Source organism: Chitinophaga eiseniae (genome assembly GCF_900167135.1).
Taxonomy (GTDB): domain Bacteria; phylum Bacteroidota; class Bacteroidia; order Chitinophagales; family Chitinophagaceae; genus Chitinophaga; species Chitinophaga eiseniae.
Map to the genome: position 1 here is coordinate 672,701 of NZ_FUWZ01000003.1, position 19,978 is coordinate 692,678.

Genomic DNA, 19,978 nt, shown 5'->3' on the forward strand with positions numbered 1-19,978 from the left:
AACATCAATTAAAGAAAGTTCTGATTATCATGGGACCCGAGCGTGACAACCTGGTATTGGGGGAATTGTAGAATTTAGTGATTGCTTAACAATACTGCTCTTCAGGTTGTGGTTAAATTCATATATTCGGAGTGAGAATTCAGAATATTTTCCCGGACTTTAAATCATTGAATCATTGACTGAATCCATTATTAATTTAGATAGTATTAATCCCATTGAGTTTTTCGGTGTTAACAACGGAAAACTGGATTTGCTGAAGAAAAAATTCCCGCTGTTGAAGATCCTGTCCAGGGGTACCCAGTTAAAATTGAGTGGGGCGCCGGAAGAAGTGGCCACAGCGGAGGAAAAAATCAGTCAAATCGTTAAATATCTCGAGCGTAATGGTAATCTGACGGAGAATTACTTTGAGCAGATTCTTGGGGATGAAGAGGGAACGGCGGTAGATCATTTCAGTGACCGCAATCCCAACGAGGTACTGGTATTTGGTCCGAACGCCCGTACGGTACGGGCACGCACTGCCAACCAGAAAAGAATGGTGGCGTTGGCGGACAAAAATGACATTGTATTTGCGATCGGGCCGGCGGGTACGGGTAAAACCTATACAGCGGTTGCGTTGGCGGTACGTGCACTTAAAAACAAAGCTGTTAAGAAAATCATTCTCACCCGTCCGGCGGTAGAGGCAGGTGAAAGCCTGGGCTTCCTTCCCGGCGATCTGAAAGAGAAGATTGATCCCTATCTGCGGCCATTGTACGATGCGCTGGACGATATGATCCCTGCAGAGAAGCTGAGTTATTATATGACCAACCGTATCATAGAAATAGCGCCGCTGGCTTATATGCGTGGCCGTACGCTGGATAATTCCTTTATTATCCTCGACGAAGCGCAGAACGCCACCGACCTGCAGCTCAAGATGTTCCTGACCCGCATTGGCGCCTCTGCCAAAGCCATCATCACCGGCGACCTTACCCAGATCGACCTGCCGAAAAACCAGAAGTCGGGCCTTGAAAAGGCCAACCGTATTCTGCGTAATATCGACGGCATTGGTTCTGTGGAGCTGGACGAAGAGGATGTGGTGCGTCACCGCCTGGTGAAAGCCATTATCCGCGCATATGATGCGGACAAAGATAAAGAAGGATAATTGACGAATTTTTTCATTTAGTCATTTAAAAATAAAGAAGCCTGAAATCAGGTCTCTTTATTTTTAAATGACTAAATGAAAAATTTTTTGAATATTAACGCTTTTTTAACGGTCTTTGCAGTAAGTTACCTGTTTTTTCAAGGGGATAATTCAGTCCGGAAGCCTGTGATACAGCATTGCGGTGATAGTACTTTGCAGATTTGAATGTTTAACCCTATTTTTGTTGTGATATAATAATTATCGACCGCATGACCAATTATCGTCGAATTCTGACACTGGCAGTGATGGGAATGCTGCTGCTGAGCAGCTGTAAGAAACGGGCCACCCCTCAAGAGGTAGCACTGGCATTTATGCACGCTATACAGGATTCGAACTTCGACCAGGCAAGGGACTATGCCACCAAGGAGTCTCAACAGGTAATACAGATTTACTCCATTTTTGACGGGCGTCGCAGCGATGCAGAACGCGATAAGATCCGCAAAGCCAAAATACAGGTTGTCGCCGTGGAAGAAAACGACAACAAAGCTTCCGTGACCATCCAGAACTCTTCCGCCAACCAGCAGGAAGTGCTGCAACTGGTAAAAGAAAGCGGTCAATGGAAAATTTCACTGACATTTGAAAGTATCATACCTAACTATATTCCGCCGGCCAGCCAGGGCCTGGACTCCACTACTGTATTAACGCCGGACACCACCGCCGGCGGCGTGGCAGTTCCTGCAGTTAAATGATTTTTGCCACTAAACTGCGCTTTTTTGCACAGGAATGGGATAATTTTTAGCTATTAAGCATCAGTTGCCTTAAATTTGCCGATGCAAGAATGGGCAGGGGCGATTGATTTCCAAAGGCCAGCAACGGAACCACTGACCATATCTTCATGAAAAGTGAAGTGAATAAGGTATTCACTTTTCTAACACTAATACAATATTGAACAATAAACCTTAAAAGCAGAAAAGTAGATTATTATGATGACAAATCCCTGGCACAGTGTGAGTCCCGGATCTGAGGTACCACACGTTGTAAATGCCATTATCGAGATTCCAAAGGGATGCCGTGCCAAATACGAACTGGACAAAGATAGCGGCCTGCTGAAACTGGACCGCGTTTTATATTCCTCTGTATATTATCCTGCCAACTATGGTTTCATTCCGCAGTCATACTGCGATGACCATGATCCGCTGGACATCCTGGTACTGTCTCAGGTAGAGTGCGTACCGATGTGTATCATCGAAGCCAAAGTGATCGGTGTAATGCAAATGGTTGACGGCGGCGAAGCGGATGACAAAATCATCGCGGTGGCAGCCAACGACATGAGCGTAAACCACATCAACGATATCTCCGAACTGCCACCTCATTTTATCGACGAAATGAGACACTTCTTCGAAGAATACAAAAGACTGGAAAAGAAATCAGTGATCGTGGAAGAGTTCCAAAACAAGGAAAAAGCTGAAAAGATCATTAACCAGAGCTTTGAAGACTACAGAAAGATCTTTAAACAGAGCTAAATAAATCATTTTTTGATTTTCGATTTTTTGATTTTCGATTTCTTGATTTTGAGATTTTGCCGGACGTCTCCTCCAAATTCCAAAATCAAGAAATCGAAAATCAGAAAATTTTAGAAGAACCTTTTAATAATCCGCAGCTGATGCGTTCTGATGTTGGTATCGGCGTTGATGATACCCTGATTATCGATCGGATCTATGCGTACCTTGCCGGAAGCATGAAGGATTTCGTGATCATTGAGCAACAGGCCCACGTGGGTGATCCTTCCTTCGGGATTATCAAAAAAAGCAAGGTCCCCCAGGCGTGCTTCCTGCAGAAAATCGACCGTGATACCTTGTGTGGCTTGTTGTGACGCATCCCGGAGCAACGGTATCCCCGACAGTTTAAAAACGTTTTGTACAAACCCGGAGCAATCCACCCCAAAGACATTCCTGCCGCCCCAGAGATAAGCCGTATTCAGAAATTTCTTTGCATCTGCCAGCAGATGTTTCGTATTTACCGGGCTTCCTGCAGCGGGCAATACAGGGGGTTTTTCCAGTAAGTTCACCTGTACATTTCCCCATTTTGCGGAAAGGTTGGTATACCCTTTCAGGAGACAGCCAAAAGGTAAGATCATGGGTTGACCGTTGAGCAGGATTTCATTGCTCCATTCCGGCAGGTAGTGAGTAGCGGGTGCGTGATAGATCTCTTCGGATACCTCTTCGAGGTGTGAGAGGGAAGCCCAGCCGGTATAGCCGTCGTACTGGTTTACTACTTCCACCCATCCGTCAGGGGCCGTGTTGATGATTTCCACTCCTTCGCCCCAGAGCAGCTGGGAAATCATCTCACTTCTGTGTGCGGCGGTAGCCCTGAGCGGCGCTACAGGCACCACAACGATCGCGTATGGCATATTAATTGTATAATTCCGTTTTTTAATCCAATATTCTCGCGTCTGAATGAACTTTTTCCGCTTTTATACGTAAATATAGAGTAATAAGTTTATGCACCAACAGTTAACCAATTTATCAGATAAGGAACTTATATCCCGTGCCCGGAAACAAGACCGGGAAGCAGAAGGTGTACTAATGGACAGGTATAGTCATTTACTGGTTGCCATTACACTGCCTTATCTGGATAAAGCCCCGAAGCCAGACCCCAACATTGTCTTTCCCACCCTGTTGCAACGGCTCAGCGCCAGTCTTAAAACCCAAACGATCTACAAAGCCAACGAATGGATATTGCATATTCAGAAAACATATTTCAATAGTCCAGACAAAAATATTCCCTTCTACCCGTCACGGGATGGCAGGGACCTGTTGCATATTGAGAACAAAGTCGAAAAAGCAGGTACCAACATCATCGACCGCCAGGACCTGGCCGTAAGGCTCGAACAGGCCCTCGGGCGCATGAATGCCGACGACCGTGATCTGATAACGCAGTTCTATATTGATAATAAAAGCTTTGCCGATCTGACCGCTGCCAAGGGACTGACACGTGAAAAACTCAGGAACCAGCTGAAAGCAGCCAAAGGGAAACTTGCCAAGCTATATATGAATCAGGGTTATGTTTAGTAGTAAGCCAAACAATGAAAAAATTTTAAAGGTATTTTCCGGTATCCGTTGTCTCAGCAAAGACCAGTTGCCCCGTTATATGGAAGGGAGACTGACAGATGTTGAAAAACACCTCGTGGAACAGCACCTTACCGATTGCGACCTGTGCTTTGGCGCCTTGCAGGCACTGGAGCAGGAAGCCGGTAATGAGCAGTACCAGGACCTGACCGGAAAGCTCCAGCGTTATATACAGGACAGTATACAACCGGTGTCCCATGTCCATAAGGTAGCCCGGTACACCAAAAAGGAGAAGACCAAGGAAAGCCTGCTGGTCTATTTCTGGCTGGTGGCCTTCCTTGTGATCGGCGTAGCCAGCGTATACGTATTACGCGGCCATCTCCGCAACCAGCCACCGCCCCGTATGCTGGCCTCTTCCCAGCCGCCGGCGGCCGACTCTGCCACTGCCCCCGCCGGGGAAGTGGCCAGTCAGCCTATTGTGACCGCAGAACAACCGGCACCAGCGCCGGGCCACCAGACAACCACCACACCCGCTTCGGTTAAGCCGGCCGCCACTACAACGGCCAATACCCCGGCGCCGGCCAAACCAACACCGTTACCGGCGCCGGCAGCGACTGCAGATTCCATCGCCAGGGCCAAAGCAGCTGCATTGAAAGCGCAGCAGAAAAAGCAGGCGGCCGATAGCCTCCGGAAAGCGCAGGCCCTGCAGAAACAACAGGATTCCCTGAAAAAAGAGAAAGAAAAAGAAAAAGACAACGACGATAAAAAACCGGAACCGGCTCCCGCACCTAAACAGGAGCCGAAAGAACCAGCTCCGCCCAAAAAGGAAAACCCGCAGCCCGGTGAGCCCATCAACAGCGACGAATACCTCTATAGAGCTGCTATGGTGTATCAGCAGCAGGGCAACCTCAGCGAGGCCATTGACAGATACAAAAGAATTGCCTCCAATAGCTCCGGCAAATACGCGGAAATGGCCACCTACCAGCTGGCTATCTGCTACCGCAGCAAAGGCCAGATGGCCAGAGCCCGCCGTATGTTCCGCGAAGTCATCCGGATGGACGGCTCCCTGAAAAACAATGCGCAACAGGCACTGGATAGTATGTAATCCCCGACGGATAATAGATTTTAAAGTTATTTAGCCGCAAAGCCTGCTGATAAATTACATATTTGTAATTCGTAAGTTTGTGGAATTTATAGCTGTCTGCATCTTACAGACAGCATTCTTTTTAGCCTGTGAATAATCCAGCGATACAACAACTGACAGACCAGGAGTTACTGCAACGGTTCAAAACTGATCAGAACAGTGAGTGGATAGGTGTGCTTTTTGACCGCTATGCCCTGTTATTACTGGGCATGTGCATGAAATACCTGAAAAATGAAGAAGATGCGCGCGATGCCGTGCAACAGATCTTTCTCAAAGTGTTGTCTGACGTCAACAAACATGAGATACAGTTTTTTCGCGCCTGGATATACCAGGTAGCCAAAAACTATTGCCTGATGCAGTTGCGGCAGCATCACCTGAAATACCGGGAAGAGATTACCGATAAACATGCCGGAGAACTGGCCGCAGATCCGGAAGACCAACGGTCGCACCAGGAAAAGGACGTATTGCTCAACAGCATGGAGCAGGCCCTGAATTTCCTGAACCCGGAACAGAAAGTTTGTGTAGCGCTTTTTTACCTGCAAAAGAAATCCTACCAGGAAATAGCAGACCAGACCGGCTTCAGCCTGTTGCAGGTAAAAAGTTATATCCAGAACGGCAAACGTAATCTTAAATTAATACTGGAAAAACAACAACGCGCAAACAAGCGTTAATTTGCATCAATAGCGATATGAACGAGCATTTCAATGATATATTTGTCACTACGGGCTGTCCCACGCAACAGCAGCTACTGGACTACGTGCAGGGCAAGCTGTCTGCGGAAGAACGGCACGAGGTGGAAATGCACCTGACGGATTGTGAATTTTGCAGTGAAGCCCTGGAAGGGCTGTCCGACATCAAAGACAAGGAAAAGATTCCCGGTTGGCTCAGCGAAATGAGATGGGAAGTCCTGAAAAAATTACGGAAGAAATACCGCACCCGCCGGAAAACAGAAAATTATATATCCCTTACCGTTATCATCCTTTGTATTATTTTCCTGGTACTGGCGTTGTTCTGGGCGTACCATTTCGCTGTAAAACATTAATACAGCGTTTTATTATTCATCGCTTTCCATTCCTGAAATACTTTCAGTGCATCAAGGTCCCGCAGTTCAATCAGCGGGATTTTTTTTTCATCATGGGGCACCGTGATCTCTCGGTAAATGAAGGAGTCGTCGAAGTTAATGGCCGCGGCGTCTTCCTTGGTATTGGCGTAATACACTTTTGAAGGCCGAGCCCAGTAGATGGCGCCCAGGCACATGGGGCAAGGTTCGCACGAGGTGTAGATTTCGCAGTCTGTGAGCTGAAAGGTGCCCAGTTTTTTGCAGGCATTGCGGATAGCCATCACTTCTGCATGGGCGGTAGGGTCGTTTTCGCACAGCACCTGGTTCCATCCTTCTCCTACAATCTCGTCTCCTCTCACCACGATAGACCCGAAAGGTCCGCCGTCTCCCCGCTCCATTCCCCTGCGGGACAACGACACTGCGTATTGCATGAATTTCCGTTCTCTTTCCCCTATCATAGGATAACAATATTAGTTCTTTCAAATTTACCGAAAAGAAGGCATAAAAAAACCCCGCGAAGAATCGCGGGGTTTATCGTTAACTATGTATCGTCGTATTTAGAATTGCTCGTATTATTTGTTTCTGATCACCACAACGCCGTCGAACACATCGATCAGCACAGGTCTGGATTTATCAATGTCCCCTGCCAATATTTTTTTGCTGAGCAGGTTGATGATTTCTTTCTGTATTAATCTTTTCAGCGGTCTTGCACCAAACTGCGGGTCGTAACCCTGTACAGAAAGATATTCCAGCGCATAGTCAGAAAATTCCAATATCATGCCATTTTTTGCCACCATGTCTTTCAGTTGTTGTAACTGAATGTTAATTATTCCTTTAATTTCATCGCGCAGCAGTGGCTGGAACATGATCACTTCATCCACCCTGTTGAGGAATTCCGGCCGTATGGTGGTCCTCAGCAGTGTCATTACTTCTTCTTTCGTTTTATCTACTACTTCCTCTCTGTTGGAATCGTTAATGTTTTCAAAATTCTCCTGGATAATATGGCTGCCCATATTGCTGGTCATAATGATGATGGTGTTCTTGAAATTCACCACGCGGCCTTTGTTGTCTGTCAGACGGCCGTCATCGAGCACCTGTAACAAAATGTTAAAAGTATCCGGGTGCGCTTTTTCTATTTCATCGAGCAGCACTACGGAGTAGGGCTTACGGCGTACGGCTTCGGTCAGCTGACCGCCTTCATCGTATCCCACATATCCCGGAGGCGCGCCCACGAGGCGGCTAACGGAATGTTTCTCCTGGTATTCACTCATGTCGATGCGGGTCATCATCTGATCGTCATCGAACAGGTATTCCGCCAGTGCTTTGGCCAGCTCTGTTTTACCCACCCCGGTAGTACCCAGGAAGATAAAGGAGCCGATCGGGCGGCGCGGGTCCTGCAGACCGGCGCGGCTGCGGCGGATAGCGTCGGACACAGCGATGATCGCCTCTTCCTGTCCTACTACCCTGCGGTGCAGTTCTTCTTCGAGGTGCAGCAGTTTATCTTTTTCGCTCTGCATCATTTTCGATACCGGAATACCAGTAGCCTTTGCCACGTTTTCCGCGATGTCTTCCGCATCTACTTCCTCTTTAAGAAGACGTTTATTGTGTTCGGATATTTTACTCAGTTCATCGGTCAGGTCCTGTACCAGTTTCTCCTGTTCTTTGACTTTACCGTAGCGTATCTCCGCCACGCGTCCGAAATCGCCGTTACGTTCTGCCTGTTCGGCTTCCAGTTTCAGGTTTTCGATCGCTGACTTAGCTGCCTGGATTTTGTCTACCACTTCTTTTTCCGCCTGCCACTTAGCTTTGAACGTATTCCGTTCTTCGCTGAGGCGGGCTATCTCTTCGCTCAGTTCCCTGAGTTTATCTTCATCATTTTCTCTTTTGATCGCTTCTTTTTCAATTTCCAGCTGACGGATCCTTCTTTCCAGTTCATCCAGTTCTTCCGGCATGGAGTTCATTTCCAGCCGTAGTTTGGCAGCGCTCTCGTCGATCAGGTCAATGGCCTTGTCGGGCAGGAAACGATCGGTGATATAGCGGTGGGACAGTTCCACGGCTGCGATGATCGCTTCGTCTTTGATCAGCACATGGTGATGGCTTTCGTATCTTTCTTTCAGGCCGCGCAAAATGGAGATCGCGTCTTCTACGCTGGGCTCGTCCACCAATACTTTCTGGAAGCGGCGTTCCAGCGCTTTATCTTTCTCGAAATATTTCTGGTATTCGTTGAGCGTGGTGGCGCCGATGGCACGGAGTTCGCCGCGGGCCAGGGCCGGTTTCAGGATGTTGGCGGCGTCCATGGCGCCTTCCATGGCGCCGGCACCGATCAGGGTATGGATCTCATCGATAAAGAGGATGATTTCGCCGTCGCTGTCGGTCACTTCTTTTACCACTGCTTTCAGTCGTTCTTCGAATTCACCGCGGTATTTGGCGCCGGCCATGAGCGCGCCCATGTCGAGGCCGTAAATGGTTTTTGATTTCAGGTTTTCCGGCACGTCGCCATTGAGGATACGGTGTGCCAGTCCTTCTACGATAGCGGTTTTACCTACGCCGGGTTCCCCTACCAGTATCGGGTTGTTCTTAGACCTGCGGGAGAGAATATGCAACGTTCTGCGGATTTCCTCATCGCGGCCGATCACCGGGTCCAGCTTGCCTTCGCGGGCCAGCTCGTTCAGATTTTTGGCGTATTTCTGCAGGGTATTGAACTGGGTGCCGCCGGATTGCGAGTTCACGGTTTCGCCCTTGCGTAATTCCTTGATAGCTGCTTTCAGGCCTTTCTCCGTGAGACCGGCATCTTTCAGCAGTTTGGAGGTATCGTCGCTACCGCCCAGGATGGCCAGCAGCAGGTGCTCCACGCTTACAAACTCATCTTTGAATTCCTTGATGGTGGCGCCGGCACGCAGCAGTGCGTTGTTGGCGTCGCGGCTCAGTACCTGTCCGGCCTCACCGCCTACCATTTTGGGATATTTTTGCAGCTGCTCATTGAGTTTGGTGTTGAGCAGCGTAGTATTAACGGCGTTCTTTTTCAGCAGGTATTCCACCGGGCTGTCGTTGTCTTCCAACAGGGCTTTTAAGATGTGCCCTGTTTCGATAGCCTGGTTTTGATGATTGAATGCCAGTTGCTGAGCTTGTTGCAGTATTTCCTGCGATTTTATAGTGAAATTATTCAGATTCATATATTGCTATTTTGCTCCTTTTTTAGTGATGTACAAACGTGCTGTTGTATTAACAAAGCCTGCACCAATGTTGTTTTCCGGAAATTATGTCATATTACGTATAAATTTCCTGCATTTTTAGCAGAAGATAAAGTTATTAACTGCTAAAATAGCATTAACGTCATCGAATCTACGCCGTATATTAGCGTTCTCTAATATATGAGTGAATGAAAATGATCCGCCTCTATGCCCTGCTGCTAACGGCCGTAACGGGCGCCCTGGCCACCACAGCGCAGGAACGTCTGTCCAACGACACCGTTTATATACCGGTAGGCATCCAAAGTCGCCACAGCGCCAAGCTGTACGGCAATGTATACACGGCAGCCCGGTTACAGGCCGTTCTCCGGGAGAACAGGGAACGTCACCCCGGAAAAACGCTGGCTGTAGTATTGATGGAACCCGGCACCTACTACCTGGACAGCACGCTGGTCATTACCCCGGAGCTGGCTAACGGCAACGGCGCGGTCGTGATCATGCCCGCCCATCCGGGAGACGACGTTACACTGAGCGGCGGCCAACCCGTTAAAGTAAAATGGCGCCGCTGGAAAAACGGCATTTATAAAGCCAAACTGGAGCTGCCTTATTCGTTTGATCAGTTATACATCAACGACCGGCAACAGGTACGCGCCCGCTATCCCAACTACGACAGCAGCGCACAGTATTACAACGGCAGCGCCGCCGACGCCATCAGCCCGGAAAGGGTAAAGACATGGAAACATCCACAAGGAGGTTATGTACATGCCCTGCACAAGGGAGAATGGGGCGGGTATCATTACCGTATCACGGGCGTTCACCCCGACTACAGTCTGCAACTGGAAGGTGGTTACCAGAACAACCGGCAGATGGGCATGCATGCCTCCCGCCGTTTTGTGGAGAATATCTTCGAAGAGCTGGACACTGCCCGGGAATGGTATTATGATCAACCGGCAAAAACATTGTATTATAAACCCGCACCGGGCGTGCGCCTGTCCAGAGCTACCGTGGTCGTATCCCGGCTGCCGCAGGCCATTACCCTGAAAGGCAGCGCCAACAACCCTGTCCGGAATGTGACCATCGCGGGCCTGCGCCTTGCGCATACCGCTCCCACGTTTATGGATACACGCGAACCGCTGCTGCGCAGCGACTGGACCATCTACCGCGGCGGCGCCATTCTGCTGGACGGCACCGAACACTGTACCATCCGGGACTGTGAATTTGACCATAACGGCGGTAACGCCGTATTTGTGAGCAACTATAACCGCCATGCTGCCATCACCGGATGCCATATCCACGACGCCGGCGGCAGCGGCATCTGTTTTGTCGGCAATCCGGACGCTGTCCGTTCCCCTTTGTTTGAATACAACGAGTCACAGCCGCTGGCAGCCATCGACACTGTACGTGGACCTAAAACCAATCATTATCCGGATTCCTGCACCGTTTACAACAACCTGATTTATCGCATCGGTACCATTGAAAAGCAGACTGCCGGCATTCAGTTGTCCATGGCCATGAACATCAGCGTACTGCACAATACCATTTACGATGTGCCCCGCGCAGGCATCAACGTGAGTGAAGGCACTTTCGGCGGCCACGATATTGCGTATAACGACGTATTCAATACAGTGCTGGAAACCGGCGACCACGGCGCCTTTAATTCCTGGGGACGGGACCGCTACTGGCACCCTGACCGCGGCGCTATGAATGACCTTACCGAAGCACATCCGGAACTGATCCTGCAGGATGCCATCTATACCACACGGCTGCATCACAACCGCTTCCGCTGCGATCATGGCTGGGACATCGATCTGGACGACGGTTCCTCCAACTACTACATCTACAACAATGTGTGCCTTAACGGCGGCCTTAAACTGCGGGAAGGTTTTTACAGGACCGTAGAGAACAACGTCATCCTCAACAACTCTTTCCATCCGCATGTATGGTTTAAAAACAGCCATGACATCTTCCGGCACAATATCGTGACCGGTCCGTACAAACCCATCGGCATCCGCTACTGGGGCGATGAACTGGATTTTAATCTGTTCCCGGATAAAGCCACCCTTCCGGCAGAAACGGACCAGCATTCCATGGCCGGTGATCCGGGATTTGTAAATCCGATAGCAGGCGACTACCGTGTAAAAGCCGGGTCTCCGGCGCTACGGATAGTCTTCAACAATTTCCCGATGGACAGCTTCGGCGTAATATCGCCCGCACTACGTTTGCTGGCGAAAAAAGCGCCGCTTCCGGTGTTACGGCAACAGCACCTGATCGGCACGTCTGAAACCACCTGGCTGGGTGCCCGCATCAAAAACATTGAAACGCTGGGAGAGCGCTCCGCGGCGGGCTTACCGGACAATAACGGCGTATACCTCGTGCGTATACCCGATAATTTCCCTTACGCGCTACAGGCTGGAGATGTCATCTTAAAAGCAGGAAATACAGTCGTGCAAAATGTGGGGGACCTTCAAAAAGCGTATAACCGTGAGGGTGACAAACCTGCAACGCTGACCATATTCCGGAATCAGCGGGAAATCATTTTGAAATTTTGAAATTTTTTGATCCTGGGATTTCGGGAATAAAAAAGCGAAGATGACAGGGATTGTTTTTCCGCTATCATCTTCGCTTTATAAAATCCCGGAAATTCCTACATTCCGAAATCGAAAATCAAAAAATTTACATCCATTCTTTTACCAGCGCTTCGTGTTCGCTGATCCATTGTTTTATGGCTACTTCTTCTTTACCGTCGGCATCCGCCATGACATTCATGAGAGAGCTCAATTCTTCGCTATTAAGTTTGAATTTGCGGAAGAAGTTAACCGCCGCCGTGTCATTCACGGTGAATTCGTTGTTGGCGATCGTCATGATTTTTTCCATTTCGCCGAACACCTTTTTGGGGTCTTCCAGGAAACGGAGCTTGTAACGGGCAAACATATGATGGGGCGCCCAACCGGTCACCACCACGGGCATCTTCTCATCTATATTTTTCTTCAGTGTGGCCATCATCGCGGCTTCGGAGGAGGACTGCAATTCATAGTCCAGTCCGTATTCGCGGATGGCGTCTTCCGCTTTGGCCATGATACCGGCGCCGGCGTCGATGCCCACTACTTTACCGTCAAATGAAGTCTTGTATTTGGTAAGATCTTCGATCGTGCGGGCGTCCACGTAGTCAGGCACCACCAGGCCTATCCGGGCGCTGTCGAAGTTGGTATTAAGCATAGTGACTTTATCGCCGAAAGTCTCCATATAGGTTTTATGGGTAACGGGCATCCAGGTGTCCATGAACACGTCGGCATCGCCGCCGGCTACGGCCGCGAAGATGGGCGCCACGTCTGCATTTTTAAGCGTTACAGTGTAACCTTTTTGTTCCAGAAGCACTTTGGCCAGGTTGGTCATGGCTACGCCTTCCGCCCAGTTGACATATCCGATGGTAATTTTCTTACCGCTTTTTTTATCGCCCTGCTGACAGGCAGCGAAGGTCAGTGTTACCGCCGCCAGGGCGAGGAGGAAAATCTTTTTCATACGTATGTTTATTTAGCGTTTTTCTTTTGTTTCTTTTTACCGAATGACTGTGTAATACGGTCCAGGATAATGGCCAGTATCACCACGGCGATACCGCCTTCAAAACCCAGTCCTATCTTGAGCTGGGTGATCCCTTTCAGAACGATTTCCCCGAGGCCGCCGGCGGCAATCATGGCAGATACCACCACCATAGACAGTGACATCATGATGGTCTGGTTAACGCCTGCCAGGATGGTAGGCAGCGCCAGTGGCAATTCCACTTTAAAGAGCAGCTGCCGGGGCGTGGCGCCAAACGAGCGGGTAGCTTCCACAATGTCTTCCGGCACCTGGCTGATACCCAGGGTGGTCAGTCTCACAGCAGGTGGCATTGCAAAGATAATGGTCGCGAACACACCCGGCACTTTCCCCAGTCCGAAGAAGAGAACGGCGGGAATGAGGTATACGAAAGCTGGCATGGTTTGCATGAAGTCCAGCAGCGGGCGCATAATGCTTCCGGCGGTTTTGTTTCTTGCCGCCCATATACCCAGCGGGATACCCATGATCAGGGCTATAAAGGCAGACACCAGTATCAGGGAGAGCGTTTCCATGGTAGGCGCCCAGTAGCCCATCATATAGATAAGGGTCAGGCCCAGCGCGGTCACCACTCCTATGCCCCATCCGGCCCTTCTCCAGGCAAGAATGGCCAGCAGTGCGATCACCACGTAGAACGGCAGGAAGGTGAACAACCCCAGCACTCCGTCTACCATGGTTTCCACACCAGCTTTCACCATCTTAAAGAAGGGGCTGAAATTGTGCGTGAGCCAATTGATAAATTGTTCTATATATTTTCCGATTTTAATCATACAAAATTCGTTTATGCTTGCGGGGTAGCCTGGCTACCCGTGGTTTCAATAATCAGGGAGGTTTGGGATATCAGTCCCAGCAGCTTGTTATTGGCGGGGTTCACCACGGCTACCGGTTTATCTGTTTCTGCGATAAAAGGCAGCATCTGTTCCACGGTGGTATCCGGGTGTGCCACCGGTACATCACGGTGGATGACTGCTTCAATTGTTTTATCACCGCGTTGTTTTACTTCCAGTACTTCGTGGAGATATACGAAGCCGAGGAAGTGTTTATCTACTGTCACCGCGGGCAGTATTTTAAGGCCGGTGGCTCTCATTTTACGCAGACTGCCTTCCGGTCCGTCTTTGCGGAATACCGCCATGGTAGGTTTTGTATCCATCAGGGAAGAGGCGGTGATGATTGCTTTGCGGTCTACTTTTTCCACGAAGGAACTTACGTATTCGTTAGCGGGCGAGGTAAGAATTTCTTCCGGGGTACCGATTTGGATGACCTCTCCGTCTTTCATGATGGCGATACGGTCGCCCAGTCGGATGGCTTCATCAAGGTCATGGGTAATAAAAACAATGGTCTTATGCATTTTTTCCTGGAGGTCCAGCAGTTCATCCTGCATCTGTGTGCGGATCAGCGGATCGAGCGCAGAGAAGGCCTCGTCCATCAGCAGCACTTCCGGTTCGTTGGCCAGTGCGCGGGCCAGGCCCACACGTTGCTGCATACCGCCCGACAGTTCTGCCGGCAGCATATTTTCATATCCTTTGAGGCCTACCAGTTCGATCACGTTACGAGCTTTCTCCAGTCGTTCTGTTGCCGGCATGCCTTGCAGTTCGAGGCCGAACGCCACATTCTCCAATACGGATCGGTGCGGCAGGAGTCCGAACTTCTGGAACACCATGGCTATTTCCTTGCGGCGCACCTTTTGCAGGTCGGCGTCCGGGAGAGCTGTGATATCCACGTTATTGAGCAGCACCTTACCGGCACTCGGTTCAATGAGGCGGTTGAGGCAACGGAGCAGACTGGATTTACCGCTGCCGGAGAGTCCCATGATGACGAAAAATTCTCCCTTCTCGATGTCGAAGGAAGCGTTTTTCACTCCCACCGTCGCGCCGGTGCGTTCCAGAATTTCCGCTTTTGACTTGCCCTGTTGGAGCATCTGCAGCGCCTCTTGTTGTTCGCGGCCGAAGATCAGCGTAAGGTTATCTATTTTAAGTTTAGGCATCATCGTGATTTTAACGTTTAGAAATAGTACCCGATGTTCAGATTCAGGCGGCTGTACCAGCGGGCATCGGGTGTACCTGTTGCCAGCGCTTCATCCCATACAGGCCCCAGCCAGGGGTGGTTTTTACCGGCCGCCCAGTCGATATAGGTAAAGATGTGGCCTGCGGTGATCATACATCCCAGTACATTCATCTGGGAGTTGTGAGCGCCTTTAACCTGTTTCTGCATATAGGAGTAGTCGTTATAAAACGTCAGTGCGCTGATGGGGCCCCAGTGCACGGGCTGTGTATATGACAATGAGGCCGTGTGCAGGAAAGCTTCCGATGCCACCTGGTAAGACGCGCCATAGGCGGCCATATCCACATATCCTGCCAGCTGTGCGGAGTCCGCAGCATTGTAGCGGTAGTACATGGACTGCAGCTTGAGGTTCCAGCGGTCTTTGTTGAGATTACTGTGTACCGCCGCTGCCCAGTGGCTCCCCATATTGCCAGAGGGGATGTTGTACAATCCGCCCAGCATAACGGAGGCGCCTATACTATTATTCCCGTTCAGGAAATATTCCGCACGGGCGTTTCCCTGGTTTACTTCTTTGTTGCGCCCTGCCACGTCGTAAGAGTAGCGACCGGGATCGATAGCCGATTTATCGCCAAAATTTAGTTCCTCCGCATTTTTAAAGAACGCCAGCTGGTAAAGCCAGCGGTTGGAGCGGCGTTGGAACTTGATACCCATATCGTAATCATCTTCCTTGCCCACATAATAAGGCAGGTTAAAAAACCAGCTGTGGGAGTTGTAGGTCACATTGCCGAAGGGCACCTGTGTGAGGCCTATGTCGATATGCGTACTATCGTTGAAGTTGTACCGCACATATCCTTCTTTGAGGAAACCACCGCCAAAATCTTTCGAGTAGAAGCGGTATTCCGCGTGGAGAGATAATTTTTTCCACGAGGCGTCCGCATTTACGCGGAACATATCGAAGCCGAAGTCACCCCCTCTTTTCATCTGTTCCTTTTTCCACGAGGAGAGGTTGTAGTTGAAGCGCAGTGCGCCGCCGATGTGAAAGGTGGGTTTGTCCGTTTTTCTGGTGTCCGTACTATCCTGTGCAACAATGACCAAACTAGGCAAGAGAAGCAATAAGCATAGCAACAACCAATGCAATGATTTAATCATAGTCATTAATTATTTAATATGTTTAAGCTGATCCATTCCCGGGCGACATAGGGGACCTATGAGCATGCCACTGTACTATTGACAGCGAGCGTAAAAGGAAAACCGGGCGCGAAATGGCCCGACAAATGATCAAATTTCCGATAAATATTGACTGTTATAGCGTAATGCGTTGTGCTCGGAAGGCACTTTAAACAGTCGGATTTTGCGTTAAGCTTTGCAAAAATACGAAAAAAAGGCTCAGTTGCCAAGCATTTTTTGAAAAACATCAAACAACCCGGCAGCGGAGATTGTTATAAGAGCGGTTGAATTCCAATCTGTTCCTGCAAATTTCTTCATCATTAAACCCTACAATTATGTCATTTGACTTACTTGAAAGTGCAAAAAGTATTTTTAACAGTAATGTCGTTGGTCAGGCTTCCTCACAACTGGGAGAGAGCGAAGGCGGCATACAAAAAGCATTAAGTGGGATAATACCGGTCGTATTAACGGGACTGTTAAACAAAGCCGGTTCTGGTGGAGATGCCGGTGGTTTACTGAATATGATCAAAGGGGTAGCCGGCGACGCCAACCCGTCTGCCGTGGCGGGCGCCCTGCAAAGTGGTGGTGGCGGCCTGCTGGCCAAAGGTGGCGATCTGCTGCGCAGTCTCTTTGGCGACAAAATCAGTTCCATTACCGGCATGTTATCTTCTTTTGCGGGCATTAAGGAATCATCTGCCAACACCTTGCTGCAAACGGCCACTCCTGCTACTTTGGGCGTAGCAGGGCAGTATGCGGCACAAAACAACCTTACCCCCAATTCCTTCCTCTCCTTCCTGAACACACAGAAAGACAGCATATTAAATGCCGTGCCGGGCGGCCTCAATCTTGCCGGCGTCCTCGGTCTGTCCAGCCTGGGCGATCTTGGTAAAAAATTGGGCGGCATCGCCGCGGGTATTGGCGGAGCAGGTATCGGTGCTGCCAACGCTGCCGTTAATACTGTTAAACAAAGCAGTGGCAGCCGCTGGATATGGTCACTGCTTCTGTTGCTGGTCGCCATTATACTGTTATGGTACCTGATGCGGGGATGTGGCGGCAAGAACCCGGAAGGCACCATTGTCACCGATAGTATCACCACCAGTCAACTTGCTGATTCTGCGGCGACACATGTCAACGAAGTGGAACCCGCCCGCGAAAGCATCCAGGTCACTCTGCCCGACGGCACCGTATTGCAGGCTTACAAAGGTGGCATCGAAGACCAGCTGGTGACTTTCCTTAAAGATGACACCCGGCCCGCCGGCAAGGACGTGTGGTTTGACTTTGACAACCTCAATTTCAAAACCGGCAGCTCCGTGATCACCGAGGAAAGTATGACACAAGTGAAGAACATCGCTGCCATCCTCAAAGCGTTCCCCAAATCCAAAATTAAAATTGGTGGTTATACCGACCGCACCGGCGACAGTACACAAAACCTGAAACTGTCACAGGAACGTGCTACCGCCGTGGAAAACGCGCTTAAAAACGAAAAGGCCGATATGAAACAACTGCTCGGCGCGGAAGGTTATGGCTCACAGTTTGCCAAAGCTGCCGCCACCGCACCTGACGAAGAAAGGAAAAAAGACAGGCATATCTCCGTGAGCGTCCGGGACAAATGATTTCCATGATGACTGCTGATTCGCCTGATGCACGAAGATCAGCGCGAAGGTTATACAACAAAAAGCGTCTGACAATGATTGTCAGACGCTTTTTGTTGTATGCGTGTTTTGTAAATTCCTTTTGATTTATTCTTTCACCAGCACCATCCGGTTGCGGTCTGCCCGGTAGATAGTGGTATAGAATTTTGCAAATTCATTATAGTCTGTCTTCGGGAAAGTACCGGATTTTCTTTGCAGTTTACGGATGTAGGTGATGGTATTTCCTGTCATCCTGGCCACAGCGCTGTAGCTTCCGAATTTGGTCATCAACACCACCGGCGCCGGTAGCGCTTCTGCCTTATATCCTTCCGGTACCGTGATAGTAACGGAGTCAGTATGCATAAACGCATATTTCAGCACTACGTCGGATATCCTGTTGCTGTCGGCTTCCAATTTACGGATGCCCCGGTTCAGGATGTTTGGCACCACAAAAATCCGTTTACCCGTTACCGTTGCATAGGCGTTACAGTTAAGGTCCAGCTGCTCTTCTATCTCGGGAACGAGGGCAGGCCTCTCCCTGCATTCGTATTTACCAACGTCATAACTGGAAAGGTCAAGGGATTTACGCATTACTTCGAGCTGTTTGTCTTTACTGAGTACATGCAGGATGTTATGCAGGTCTTCCTGTTCTTCCCCGCTGCGTAATGTCACGGAAGACACTTTCAGGTTACCGTTGTCCTGCATCACAGCATTAACGGTACGCTCCTGCCGGTTGTTCTGCATGCCCATCGCCGGCGTATGCACCAGTTTACCGCCTTCTTCTGTGAGGAGCAGCACGGCCCTGTCTGACGTAAAGCCGCCGAGGTATCCCGCAGGAAGCGTACCACTGGTACATTCCAGCCAGGTGGTGTCTTTATCCGGCACACACAGGATCACATGGTTGAAGTCGTCGTCCGGGAATTTTTCGTTGAGGTATTTTTCACCGTCCCCGGCTTTTACCCAGGCACAATAAGATTTGATACCGGCTTCTTTCAGCAGCGCCATCATGTAATTGGACAATGCCTTACAGTCACCGTAACCTTTGGCAGCCACCGTTTTGGCGTCAAATGTCTGCAGTCCGCCGATCCCCAGCTGGATACTGATATACCGGTAGTTTTGCTGCAACCATTTATAGAGTGTCTCTATCTGCTGCGCTTTGGAAGACTGCCCTCCGATCAGTTCGTGCACCTTCTGTTTGATATTATCCGGCAGCTCGTCGCGCCCGGCATTGATGGTGTAACCGAATTTGCCCAGTCCCTCCCAGGTGGCGCCGTTGCCTTCGTAATCATCGATTTTGAAAGCAGCGGGTGATATCAGCACATTAGCGCTCAGTTCCACAAATTCTTTGGAATAGGGTTCATCTGCCAGGGCAGGCACATTTTTCACTTCCCAGGTGTACACCAGTTTCCCTTTTTCCGTCACCGCCGGTTTATCGCTGACACCGGAAGCCAGGTAACGCAGCTGGTAGTCTGCCGGCGTTACCACGGTAAAACGGGAAGCCTCCACGGTGCAGTCTTTCTTAGCCTGCGGCATCCAGGAGCGGAGGCTGTAGGTGTTATGCAGCCGTTCTTCCACTTCATATTCTACCGTATAGGGGTAGAGGTTATGATAGAACCGGTGTACTTTGTAACGGGTATCGGTCATCAGGCTGCCATCGCCATCTACGCTCAGGTCTTTGATGTCTGACTGTTTCAGTTTTTTTACCAGTTTACCGTCGGCATCATACAACGCCCCGCTGATGGACCTTACGTCCACCTGTTTGTTATAACTCCTTACGAGCATTGTGGCATCGGCTCCTTCCTTGTCCAGGACCGTCAGCACATACCGGGTGACCACGTTCACTTCCTTTGGGCCGGAGATGGTTTGGATAATTTCCTCAAACCGCTTCACCAGGTGGGCATTTTTCTGCATGGAGTCCGGGATGGCCTTTGCGGGATATACCGGGTCGCCCGCCATCAGCCTGGCACAGCATAGCAAAGCTGCCGCAAGGGATGACAATAATTTATACATG

At 49.8% G+C, this 19,978-nt stretch carries 17 protein-coding genes; 9 read left to right on the plus strand and 8 right to left on the minus strand.

All coding sequences use genetic code 11. From position 1 onward, the window contains the following. Positions 1-175: 175 nt before the first annotated feature. The 3 genes from B5D63_RS21710 to B5D63_RS21720 all read left to right on the plus strand — a co-directional run bounded on the left by B5D63_RS21710 (position 176) and on the right by B5D63_RS21720 (position 2,640). Complete coding sequence (locus tag B5D63_RS21710; protein ID WP_078670936.1) at positions 176-1,138, plus strand: PhoH family protein; 963 nt, start codon at positions 176-178, stop codon at positions 1,136-1,138. A gap of 248 nt (positions 1,139-1,386) precedes the next feature. Then, positions 1,387-1,866 carry a DUF4878 domain-containing protein gene (locus tag B5D63_RS21715; RefSeq protein WP_078670937.1) on the plus strand — a complete coding sequence of 160 codons (480 nt, stop codon included), beginning with the start codon at positions 1,387-1,389 and terminating at the stop codon, positions 1,864-1,866. A gap of 234 nt (positions 1,867-2,100) precedes the next feature. Next, positions 2,101-2,640 carry an inorganic diphosphatase gene (locus B5D63_RS21720; RefSeq protein WP_200817066.1) on the plus strand — a complete coding sequence of 180 codons (540 nt, stop codon included), beginning with the start codon at positions 2,101-2,103 and terminating at the stop codon, positions 2,638-2,640. A gap of 110 nt (positions 2,641-2,750) precedes the next feature. Here B5D63_RS21720 and B5D63_RS21725 read toward each other — a convergent pair whose 3' ends face one another. Next, complete coding sequence (locus B5D63_RS21725) at positions 2,751-3,527, minus strand: C40 family peptidase (protein ID WP_078670938.1); 777 nt, start codon at positions 3,525-3,527, stop codon at positions 2,751-2,753. A 91-nt stretch (positions 3,528-3,618) separates the two neighbouring features. Between B5D63_RS21725 and B5D63_RS21730 the strand changes: the two genes are divergently transcribed. The 4 genes from B5D63_RS21730 to B5D63_RS21745 all read left to right on the plus strand — a co-directional run bounded on the left by B5D63_RS21730 (position 3,619) and on the right by B5D63_RS21745 (position 6,371). Next, the gene (locus B5D63_RS21730; protein ID WP_078670939.1) at positions 3,619-4,188 is read left to right on the plus strand and encodes a sigma-70 RNA polymerase sigma factor region 4 domain-containing protein; all 570 of its coding nucleotides are present in this window, start codon (positions 3,619-3,621) and stop codon (positions 4,186-4,188) included. Then, positions 4,181-5,290, plus strand: coding sequence for a tetratricopeptide repeat protein (locus B5D63_RS21735; protein WP_078670940.1), 1,110 nt, complete (start codon positions 4,181-4,183; stop codon positions 5,288-5,290). Before B5D63_RS21730 ends, B5D63_RS21735 begins: the two co-directional genes overlap by 8 nt. 128 nt (positions 5,291-5,418) lie before the next feature. Then, on the plus strand, positions 5,419-6,000 hold the full coding sequence (locus tag B5D63_RS21740; protein WP_078670941.1) for an RNA polymerase sigma factor: 582 nt from the start codon (positions 5,419-5,421) through the stop codon (positions 5,998-6,000). Between the two features lie 17 nt (positions 6,001-6,017). Next, positions 6,018-6,371, plus strand: a complete 354-nt coding sequence (locus B5D63_RS21745) for an anti-sigma factor family protein (RefSeq protein WP_078670942.1) — start codon at positions 6,018-6,020, stop codon at positions 6,369-6,371. Here B5D63_RS21745 and B5D63_RS21750 read toward each other — a convergent pair. Both B5D63_RS21750 and clpB read right to left on the minus strand, forming a co-directional pair. Continuing rightward, positions 6,368-6,847 carry a nucleoside deaminase gene (locus B5D63_RS21750; RefSeq protein ID WP_078670943.1) on the minus strand — a complete coding sequence of 160 codons (480 nt, stop codon included), beginning with the start codon at positions 6,845-6,847 and terminating at the stop codon, positions 6,368-6,370. The genes B5D63_RS21745 and B5D63_RS21750 overlap by 4 nt on opposite strands. Positions 6,848-6,961: 114 nt before the next feature. Further along, a complete protein-coding gene (gene clpB, locus B5D63_RS21755; protein ID WP_078670944.1) occupies positions 6,962-9,562 on the minus strand; it encodes an ATP-dependent chaperone ClpB in 2,601 nt (866 codons plus the stop codon). A 206-nt stretch (positions 9,563-9,768) separates the two neighbouring features. On the opposite strand from clpB, the gene B5D63_RS21760 reads away from it, so the two are divergent. Then, complete coding sequence (locus B5D63_RS21760) at positions 9,769-12,126, plus strand: right-handed parallel beta-helix repeat-containing protein (protein WP_200817067.1); 2,358 nt, start codon at positions 9,769-9,771, stop codon at positions 12,124-12,126. Positions 12,127-12,250: 124 nt separating this feature from the next. Here B5D63_RS21760 and B5D63_RS21765 read toward each other — a convergent pair whose 3' ends face one another. Genes B5D63_RS21765 through B5D63_RS21780 form a run of 4 tightly spaced genes read right to left on the minus strand, consistent with a single transcriptional unit; the run spans position 12,251 to position 16,273 of the window. Next, on the minus strand, positions 12,251-13,096 hold the full coding sequence (locus tag B5D63_RS21765) for a glycine betaine ABC transporter substrate-binding protein (protein ID WP_078670945.1): 846 nt from the start codon (positions 13,094-13,096) through the stop codon (positions 12,251-12,253). An 8-nt stretch (positions 13,097-13,104) separates the two neighbouring features. Next, the gene (locus B5D63_RS21770; RefSeq protein WP_078670946.1) at positions 13,105-13,938 is read right to left on the minus strand and encodes an ABC transporter permease; all 834 of its coding nucleotides are present in this window, start codon (positions 13,936-13,938) and stop codon (positions 13,105-13,107) included. 11 nt (positions 13,939-13,949) lie between these two features. Continuing rightward, on the minus strand, positions 13,950-15,152 hold the full coding sequence (locus B5D63_RS21775) for a quaternary amine ABC transporter ATP-binding protein (RefSeq protein ID WP_078670947.1): 1,203 nt from the start codon (positions 15,150-15,152) through the stop codon (positions 13,950-13,952). Positions 15,153-15,169: 17 nt separating this feature from the next. Beyond that, entirely contained in the window at positions 15,170-16,273 is a 1,104-nt protein-coding gene (locus B5D63_RS21780; protein WP_200817068.1) for a hypothetical protein, read from the minus strand. A gap of 398 nt (positions 16,274-16,671) precedes the next feature. Here B5D63_RS21780 and B5D63_RS21785 point away from each other — a divergent pair, with 398 nt between their 5' ends. Further along, positions 16,672-17,949: an OmpA family protein gene (locus B5D63_RS21785; protein WP_078670948.1), complete on the plus strand. Its 1,278-nt coding sequence runs from the start codon at positions 16,672-16,674 to the stop codon at positions 17,947-17,949. Between the two features lie 126 nt (positions 17,950-18,075). Here B5D63_RS21785 and B5D63_RS21790 read toward each other — a convergent pair whose 3' ends face one another. Further along, positions 18,076-19,977 carry a DUF3857 domain-containing protein gene (locus B5D63_RS21790; protein WP_078670949.1) on the minus strand — a complete coding sequence of 634 codons (1,902 nt, stop codon included), beginning with the start codon at positions 19,975-19,977 and terminating at the stop codon, positions 18,076-18,078. Position 19,978: the final 1 nt, after the last annotated feature.

What these genes read in the sequence shown, in the direction of transcription:
- B5D63_RS21715 (WP_078670937.1), top strand. Translation starts at nt 1,387, where the DNA reads ATGACCAATTATCGTCGAATTCTGACACTGGCAGTGATGGGAATGCTG.
- B5D63_RS21720 (WP_200817066.1), top strand. Translation starts at nt 2,101, where the DNA reads ATGATGACAAATCCCTGGCACAGTGTGAGTCCCGGATCTGAGGTACCA.
- B5D63_RS21725 (WP_078670938.1), bottom strand. Translation starts at nt 3,527, where the DNA reads ATGCCATACGCGATCGTTGTGGTGCCTGTAGCGCCGCTCAGGGCTACC.
- B5D63_RS21730 (WP_078670939.1), top strand. Translation starts at nt 3,619, where the DNA reads ATGCACCAACAGTTAACCAATTTATCAGATAAGGAACTTATATCCCGT.
- B5D63_RS21735 (WP_078670940.1), top strand. Translation starts at nt 4,181, where the DNA reads ATGTTTAGTAGTAAGCCAAACAATGAAAAAATTTTAAAGGTATTTTCC.
- B5D63_RS21745 (WP_078670942.1), top strand. Translation starts at nt 6,018, where the DNA reads ATGAACGAGCATTTCAATGATATATTTGTCACTACGGGCTGTCCCACG.
- B5D63_RS21750 (WP_078670943.1), bottom strand. Translation starts at nt 6,847, where the DNA reads ATGATAGGGGAAAGAGAACGGAAATTCATGCAATACGCAGTGTCGTTG.
- clpB (WP_078670944.1), bottom strand. Translation starts at nt 9,562, where the DNA reads ATGAATCTGAATAATTTCACTATAAAATCGCAGGAAATACTGCAACAA.
- B5D63_RS21760 (WP_200817067.1), top strand. Translation starts at nt 9,769, where the DNA reads ATGAAAATGATCCGCCTCTATGCCCTGCTGCTAACGGCCGTAACGGGC.
- B5D63_RS21765 (WP_078670945.1), bottom strand. Translation starts at nt 13,096, where the DNA reads ATGAAAAAGATTTTCCTCCTCGCCCTGGCGGCGGTAACACTGACCTTC.
- B5D63_RS21770 (WP_078670946.1), bottom strand. Translation starts at nt 13,938, where the DNA reads ATGATTAAAATCGGAAAATATATAGAACAATTTATCAATTGGCTCACG.
- B5D63_RS21775 (WP_078670947.1), bottom strand. Translation starts at nt 15,152, where the DNA reads ATGCCTAAACTTAAAATAGATAACCTTACGCTGATCTTCGGCCGCGAA.
- B5D63_RS21785 (WP_078670948.1), top strand. Translation starts at nt 16,672, where the DNA reads ATGTCATTTGACTTACTTGAAAGTGCAAAAAGTATTTTTAACAGTAAT.
- B5D63_RS21790 (WP_078670949.1), bottom strand. Translation starts at nt 19,977, where the DNA reads ATGTATAAATTATTGTCATCCCTTGCGGCAGCTTTGCTATGCTGTGCC.